Consider the following 6,093-nt stretch of genomic DNA (forward strand, 5'->3'; position numbering starts at 1 on the left):
TAAAAAATAGCACTGAAGATTTACTATCCTCAGTGCTATTTATTTTTTTAGATAAACTATTTGTTGTTTTCAGTTACGTCAATTACCAAATGCTCATTAACGAAGGCCATCATTCCGAGCTTGCCTAATTCACGACCATAACCCGATTTCTTAACACCGCCAAATGGCAATTCGCCTGAAGTAATCCAGCGGCCATTAATTACTGTCATGCCAGTTTCAATTTTGGCAGCAACTTCTTGTGCATGCTTAATGTCACTGCTAATGACAGATGAACCTAAGCCATAGCTTGAATCATTAGCTAATGCGATTGCTTGATCTTCATCATCGACGCAGTAGACCTCAGCCACTGGTCCAAATAATTCTTTATTGTAGATAGGATTCTTTTGATCAATATTTGTTAAAATCATTGGTCTGAAGAAGGCACCCTTAGAATCAATTTCCGGATATTGGTAGAAGACTTTTGCACCCGCATCAATACTTTTTTGTACTTGAGCAGCTAGTTTTTCTTTTGCTCTTTGAGAATTCATTGGTGGCAAAGTTGTGTCTGTTTCGAGTGGATCCCCGGCCTTTAAGCTAGAGAAGACGTTCTTAAGTTCATGCAATACTTCATCATAGCGTGATTTAACTACAATGATTCTCTTGGATGAAGTACATACTTGACCATCATTATAAGTTCTTGCATCACGCAGCACGTTGCGTAAAACTTGTGGATCAGCATCATCTAAAACGATTAAGGCATCGTTGCCGCCAAGTTCCATCGTTGATTTCTTCAAGTTTTTACCAGCTTCTTCAGCTACAGCCACACCACCGCGTTCTGATCCAGTCAGAGCTACGCCTTGAATTCGTGGATCTTGAATGATTTGAGCCAATTGATCATAGCTTGGATAGAGATTAAGCAGACTGCCTTCAGGAGCCCCAGCGCGCTTAATAATGCGCTCAATCAGCTTAGCAGAACTAGGTACGTTATGTGCATGTTTTAAAATAATTGGATTACCAACGACAAAGTTAGGTGCAAAAACTCGAATAACTTGATAAAGTGGGAAGTTCCATGGTTCACATGCTAAAACAACTCCGGTTGCTTGTTTTAAATAATAAGCATTGCCAAGGTCAGTTTTTAAAGGTTCAGGTTTGAGCATGTTAGCGCCATTTTTAGCATAATAGTCACAAATGTTGGCACATAATTCTACTTCTTCCCTGGATTCGGAAAGAAGTTTGCCCATTTCCAGCGTCATCATTTTTGCTATTTCGTCTTCGTGTTCGTGAAAGGCAGCAGCGATTTTGCTCAAAATTGCTGCTCGGCTCGCTGGCTCTTCATGCCGCCATTTTTTTATATAGTGAATAAGCCAAATTAATTGTTTCGTCAATTCGTTCAGCTGTTGGATTATCGAAATTAGCAAAGTTTTCATTGTTATAGGGGTTGATTGATTGATATCTCGACATGTTTTTACCTCACTTTGTTCAAAGCTAAAATAAGTTCACTTACTATTATAAAGCGTTTACAAAAAGGATGGTAGTATTTAAACTTATCGAAACTAAAGCTTAATTTTATCCAAGGCCAATTTTGCTTTGGTTAAGATATATTGGTCATGGTTAAACCGCGCAAAAGCACGAGCATCATGGAAATGCTGCATAGCCATTTTTTAAGATCATTTGGCATTTGCATTCAATCCTAAACGATAAAGAATTCTCCCCATATAATAAACCTCATGAAAACGAGAACCAATCTTATATGCATGGTGCAACAAGTGATCTGAATCCTTCATGTAATTATGTCGTCCATAAAGCCAACAAATAATAAAGATTATCAGGGCTAGCCAGTCTTCATCTATGATTTCTTGAAAATATGCAAGCGCCTTGACCTGATCTTGTTCATTTTCCAAGGCATAAATACCATTCAAATAATTGTAGTGAACCCGATCGTAGGGAAGCCGAAGATCACTGGGCTGCAATTCTTTCAATAAACTGTGTATTTCAGAATAATCAAAACGCAAATAAGCATTTTCAGCTTGGCTTAAATTGCGCCAAGCCTTGGTTTGATGCTGGTTGACGACAATATCGCCAACTTCAATATCCAGTCTTTGACAGAGCAATGCCAAAATTTTAAAAGAGGGAATTTTTTACCACTTTCAAAATTACTGAGAGTCGCTTGCGTGCAAATGCCCTTTGCCAGTTCTGCCTGTGAGATTTTCTTCTTTTTGCGGATCGCAATAAATTTTTCTAGATCAATCATAAAATTTTATTTTTGTCTTTTAATTCTTTGTCGTAAATAATCTAGGGATTCATCAAGATAATCTTTGCCATAATCCATCGCATGTCTTTGACCTTTGATAACCAAAAGTTCGACTTCATGATCATGTTTTGCCAAGAATTTAATGAAATTGAGAACACTGTCAAGCGGCGTTAATTCATCAGCGGAATTGATCATCATTAAGCTAGATAAATTACTGAAGTCGTAGGCAGCAGCGTCCATTTTTTGCAAAATAGCTTCTTGCTTACCACCGGCATAAGTAGTAACGAAATATTTGTAGAAACTATTATGAATTTGAGCAGGATCAGTATAAGCAAAATCATTTTTAGCATCTGGTGAAGCTTTTACAGTTTCATGGTTTTTAATCCAATGAGAAAAATCAACTGGAGCAGACCAGGTTACTGTTGGGAAGCCATATTGTCCTGCCACTTGCAATGCCATTGTACCGCCAACGCTTGCACCGATTTGAACGATATTTTTTTGATCATCAGGATCAGTGTATTCAGAATTAAGCAGCCAGTTAACAAAATGTATTGCATCTTGATGAGCAGCTGGGAAAAGGTGAGCCGGTGCCAAACTGTATTCAGGTACGAAAGTTACGAATCCGGCATTGGCCAAGTTTACGGCTAGTGGCTTGACGCTATTTTTATTGCCGCGGAACCAGCCACCACCGTGCCAAAAGATCAAAATTTTCGTATTAGAAGTTGTATCATTTGGAAAGTAGATATCTGTACTTAAATTTTTGTCTTGATCATAAACAATATCATTTTTAATAATAGCCATAGTAATCCATCCTTTTGTGAAATCTACGCTTTTATTATAGCTTTAAAAAAGTGGCTCGCAGTTGGAAAATTATTTACGTATTTTTGAAATATGAGTCAGATAAAGATTTTTTTGTTAAAATTAAACTGCTAATAAATAGATGATTGATGGAGATGAGAGCGTGCATTTATCAGAAGAAAAAAGTCGCAAATTAATTAATTATGCCACAATTGTTTCTAGTATCATTATTGTTCTGCTAGTCATTTATTGGTACCGATTGGGGATTTTTACCGATCAAGATAAAATGCGGGCCTACCTTGCTAATAAAAAAATAATTGGTCCAGTAGTTTTTGTTTTGATTCAAATTGTGCAAGTAGTAATTCCAATTATTCCAGGTGGAATATCGCTGCTTGGCGGGGTGGTTTTCTTCGGGCCGATCTGGGGCTTTATTTATAACTACATCGGCATTTGTATTGGCTCACTGATTAATTTCTTTTTAGCACGTTATTACGGCAGAAGTTTTATCTTGCATATAGTTTCTGAAGAAACGCTAAACAAATATATGAAATGGGCCAAAAATCAAAAGCGTTTCAATTGGTTCTTCGCTTTGTGCATTCTCGCTCCAGCTGCACCTGATGATGTTCTGTGCTTATTAGCAGGACTAACTGAAATGAAATTTTGGACTTATTTTTGGATTATTATTTTATGCAAGCCATGGACAATTGCAGCCTACAGTTTAGGCTTGGTCTATGGTGCAAGATGGTTATTGAAACTTATAGGAAAATAATGTTAGACGGAAAAAGAATTTATTTACGGCGCTTCCAAGTCACGGATGCGCCTGTTTTGCTAAAGTGGGGTCAAAATCATCGTTATCATATATTGGCTGGTTTTGAGGTTTTCAATAATTTGCAAGAAGCCAAAAAAGGGGCCCAGGAGTATGCTAACCGGAAAAACAGTTTTGCCCTTTGTTTAAAAGAAAATAATCAGCTGATCGGTTTGGTAGAATTGTATGAACGCGGTCTAGATGAGGCGAGCCTCCTTAAGACAAAAGAGATTGGCTTCATGCTGGAACAAGATTTTGAAGGACACGGCTATATGACGGAAGCTTTGAAGCTGGTTTTGCATGACGCTTTTGAACAGATGGGACAAACCGAAATTTGGGCGGGGACCTTTGATACAAACTTTCATTCACAAGAATTGCTGGAGCGAATAGGTTTTAAATATGTTTATACAACCGATTATGCTCAAATTTCCAACCTTTTTTCATATAAGGAAAAATATTATTTGCTCAAAAAAGAAGAATGGCTTAAAATGGTTTCAAACACGAAATCTTAAGACTGCTTCAGAGAGTTCACGGTTGGTGCGAGTGAATGGATGTCGTTTCCGGATTTCATAAATGTGGGCAATTAATAGTTGCACGGTTTAGGCGCCGTTATCGCCAATCAATGAGAGCAGTTTTTTAAAAAAACTGAAAATGGGTGGTACCGCGAAGCCGTGTGAGCCGATTCGTCCCAGTATTAGGGATGAGTCGGCTCTTTTTTTCGGAGGTTTTTCTATGTTAGATATTAAAGTGATTCGTGAGAATCTCGATTGGGCTAAGGATAAACTCGCTACGCGTGGAATTAAGCCTGAAGAATTGGACGAAGTTGTTGCAATCGATGCCAAGCGTCGTGATGCTTTGAAGCAAAGTGAACAACTTAAGGCAGAACGTAACGAAGTTTCTAAGAAAATTGGTGAAGCTAAGCGTAACAAGGAAGATGCTAGCGATGCCATTAAGTCTATGAAGGAAGTAAGCAGCAAGATCAAGGATTTGGATAATGAAATTCGTGATTTAAGCGAAAAGCAAGAATACATTTTGCTTCGCTTGCCTAACTTCCCAGCTGATTCAGATCCTATTGGTCCTGATGACAGCTACAATGAAGAAGTTCGTAAATGGAATGAGCCTACTAAGTTCAACTTCAAGCCAAAGGCTCACTGGGACATCGGAACTGATCTTGACATTTTGGACTGGAATCGCGCTTCTAAAGTCTCAGGTGCACGTTTTGTTTTCTACAAAGGTGCAGGTGCATTGCTTGAACGTGCGGTATTCAACTTCTTCTTAGATGAAAATACTAAGGAAGGCTACACTGAAATTATTCCACCTTACTTGGTAAACGATGCTTCAATGCAAGGAACTGGTCAATTCCCTAAGTTCCATGAAGATGTTTATACCATCGTGGATAACGACGATCCAGACAAGCCACGTGATTTGACTTTGATTCCAACTGCTGAAGTTCCTTTGGTTAACTACTTCCGTGACGAAATTATTCATGGCGAAAAGTTGCCAATCAATGTAACTGCTTTGTCACCAGCATTTAGAAGTGAAGCAGGTTCAGCTGGACGTGATACTCGTGGTTTGATCAGAATGCACGAATTTAGAAAAGTCGAAATGGTTAAGGTATGTAAGCCAGAAGATTCATGGGACCAACTTGAAAAGCTGACTCATAATGCTGAACACCTGTTGCAAAAGTTAGGCTTGCCATACCACGTTGTTGCTTTGTCAACTGGGGATGCCAGCTTTACTAGTGCTAAGACTTACGACCTTGAAGTTTGGATGCCATACCAAGACAAGTACCGTGAAATCTCAAGCTGTTCTAACTGTACTGACTTCCAAGCTCGTCGTGCACATATTCGTTACCGTGATGAAAACGGCAAGCTTCATTTAGTACACACTTTGAACGGTTCAGGTTTGGCAGTTGGTCGTTGTGTTGCTGCTATTTTGGAAAACTACCAAAATGAAGATGGTTCAGTAACTGTTCCAGATGTTCTTGTACCTTACATGAATGGTATGAAGAAGATTACTAAAGAAGATAGTTTAATCTAAAACAAATAAAAGAGACCAAATTCGGCAAATTTAAGTCGAGTTCGGTCTTTTTTTGTCATAAAAAATTTTTTGAAAAATTTTGAGTCAATTTATGATCGAAAAAAGAGCAAATTCCGAACTTTTTGATTACGCTTTTTTCATATGACAAAAATAATAATCAAAATCCGGACAAACAAGAAGGAATTCAATTACAACACAGCCAAGTGTTTCATGGATAAGT

The 6,093-nt window shown here is 38.2% G+C and carries 6 protein-coding genes and 1 pseudogene; 3 read left to right on the plus strand and 4 right to left on the minus strand.

The features are described 5' to 3' along the window. Positions 1–56 precede the first annotated feature (56 nt). The 4 genes and pseudogenes from HMPREF0493_RS04695 to HMPREF0493_RS04710 form a co-directional block, all read right to left on the minus strand. Positions 57–1,440, minus strand: a pseudogene (locus HMPREF0493_RS04695) (NAD-dependent succinate-semialdehyde dehydrogenase). Positions 1,441–1,646: 206 nt separating this feature from the next. Then, positions 1,647–2,090 (minus strand): hypothetical protein, encoded by a 444-nt coding sequence (locus HMPREF0493_RS08615; RefSeq protein ID WP_236692636.1) that lies wholly within the window; start codon positions 2,088–2,090, stop codon positions 1,647–1,649. Beyond that, positions 2,012–2,230 (minus strand): helix-turn-helix domain-containing protein, encoded by a 219-nt coding sequence (locus tag HMPREF0493_RS09045; protein ID WP_080881693.1) that lies wholly within the window; start codon positions 2,228–2,230, stop codon positions 2,012–2,014. The genes HMPREF0493_RS08615 and HMPREF0493_RS09045 overlap by 79 nt, the downstream gene beginning before the upstream one ends. Positions 2,231–2,236: 6 nt before the next feature. Further along, positions 2,237–3,031, minus strand: a complete 795-nt coding sequence (locus tag HMPREF0493_RS04710; protein WP_006352155.1) for an alpha/beta hydrolase — start codon at positions 3,029–3,031, stop codon at positions 2,237–2,239. A gap of 139 nt (positions 3,032–3,170) precedes the next feature. Between HMPREF0493_RS04710 and HMPREF0493_RS04715 the strand changes: the two genes are divergently transcribed. The 3 genes from HMPREF0493_RS04715 to serS all read left to right on the plus strand — a co-directional run bounded on the left by HMPREF0493_RS04715 (position 3,171) and on the right by serS (position 5,873). Further along, a complete protein-coding gene (locus HMPREF0493_RS04715; RefSeq protein ID WP_006352156.1) occupies positions 3,171–3,797 on the plus strand; it encodes a TVP38/TMEM64 family protein in 627 nt (208 codons plus the stop codon). Next, positions 3,797–4,345, plus strand: coding sequence for a GNAT family N-acetyltransferase (locus tag HMPREF0493_RS04720; protein WP_040457236.1), 549 nt, complete (start codon positions 3,797–3,799; stop codon positions 4,343–4,345). The genes HMPREF0493_RS04715 and HMPREF0493_RS04720 overlap by 1 nt, the downstream gene beginning before the upstream one ends. Positions 4,346–4,565: 220 nt before the next feature. Next, positions 4,566–5,873, plus strand: a complete 1,308-nt coding sequence (serS, locus tag HMPREF0493_RS04725) for a serine--tRNA ligase (protein WP_040457238.1) — start codon at positions 4,566–4,568, stop codon at positions 5,871–5,873. Positions 5,874–6,093 lie beyond the last annotated feature (220 nt).

The sequence above is a fragment of the Lactobacillus amylolyticus DSM 11664 genome (assembly GCF_000178475.1).
GTDB lineage: Bacteria > Bacillota > Bacilli > Lactobacillales > Lactobacillaceae > Lactobacillus > Lactobacillus amylolyticus.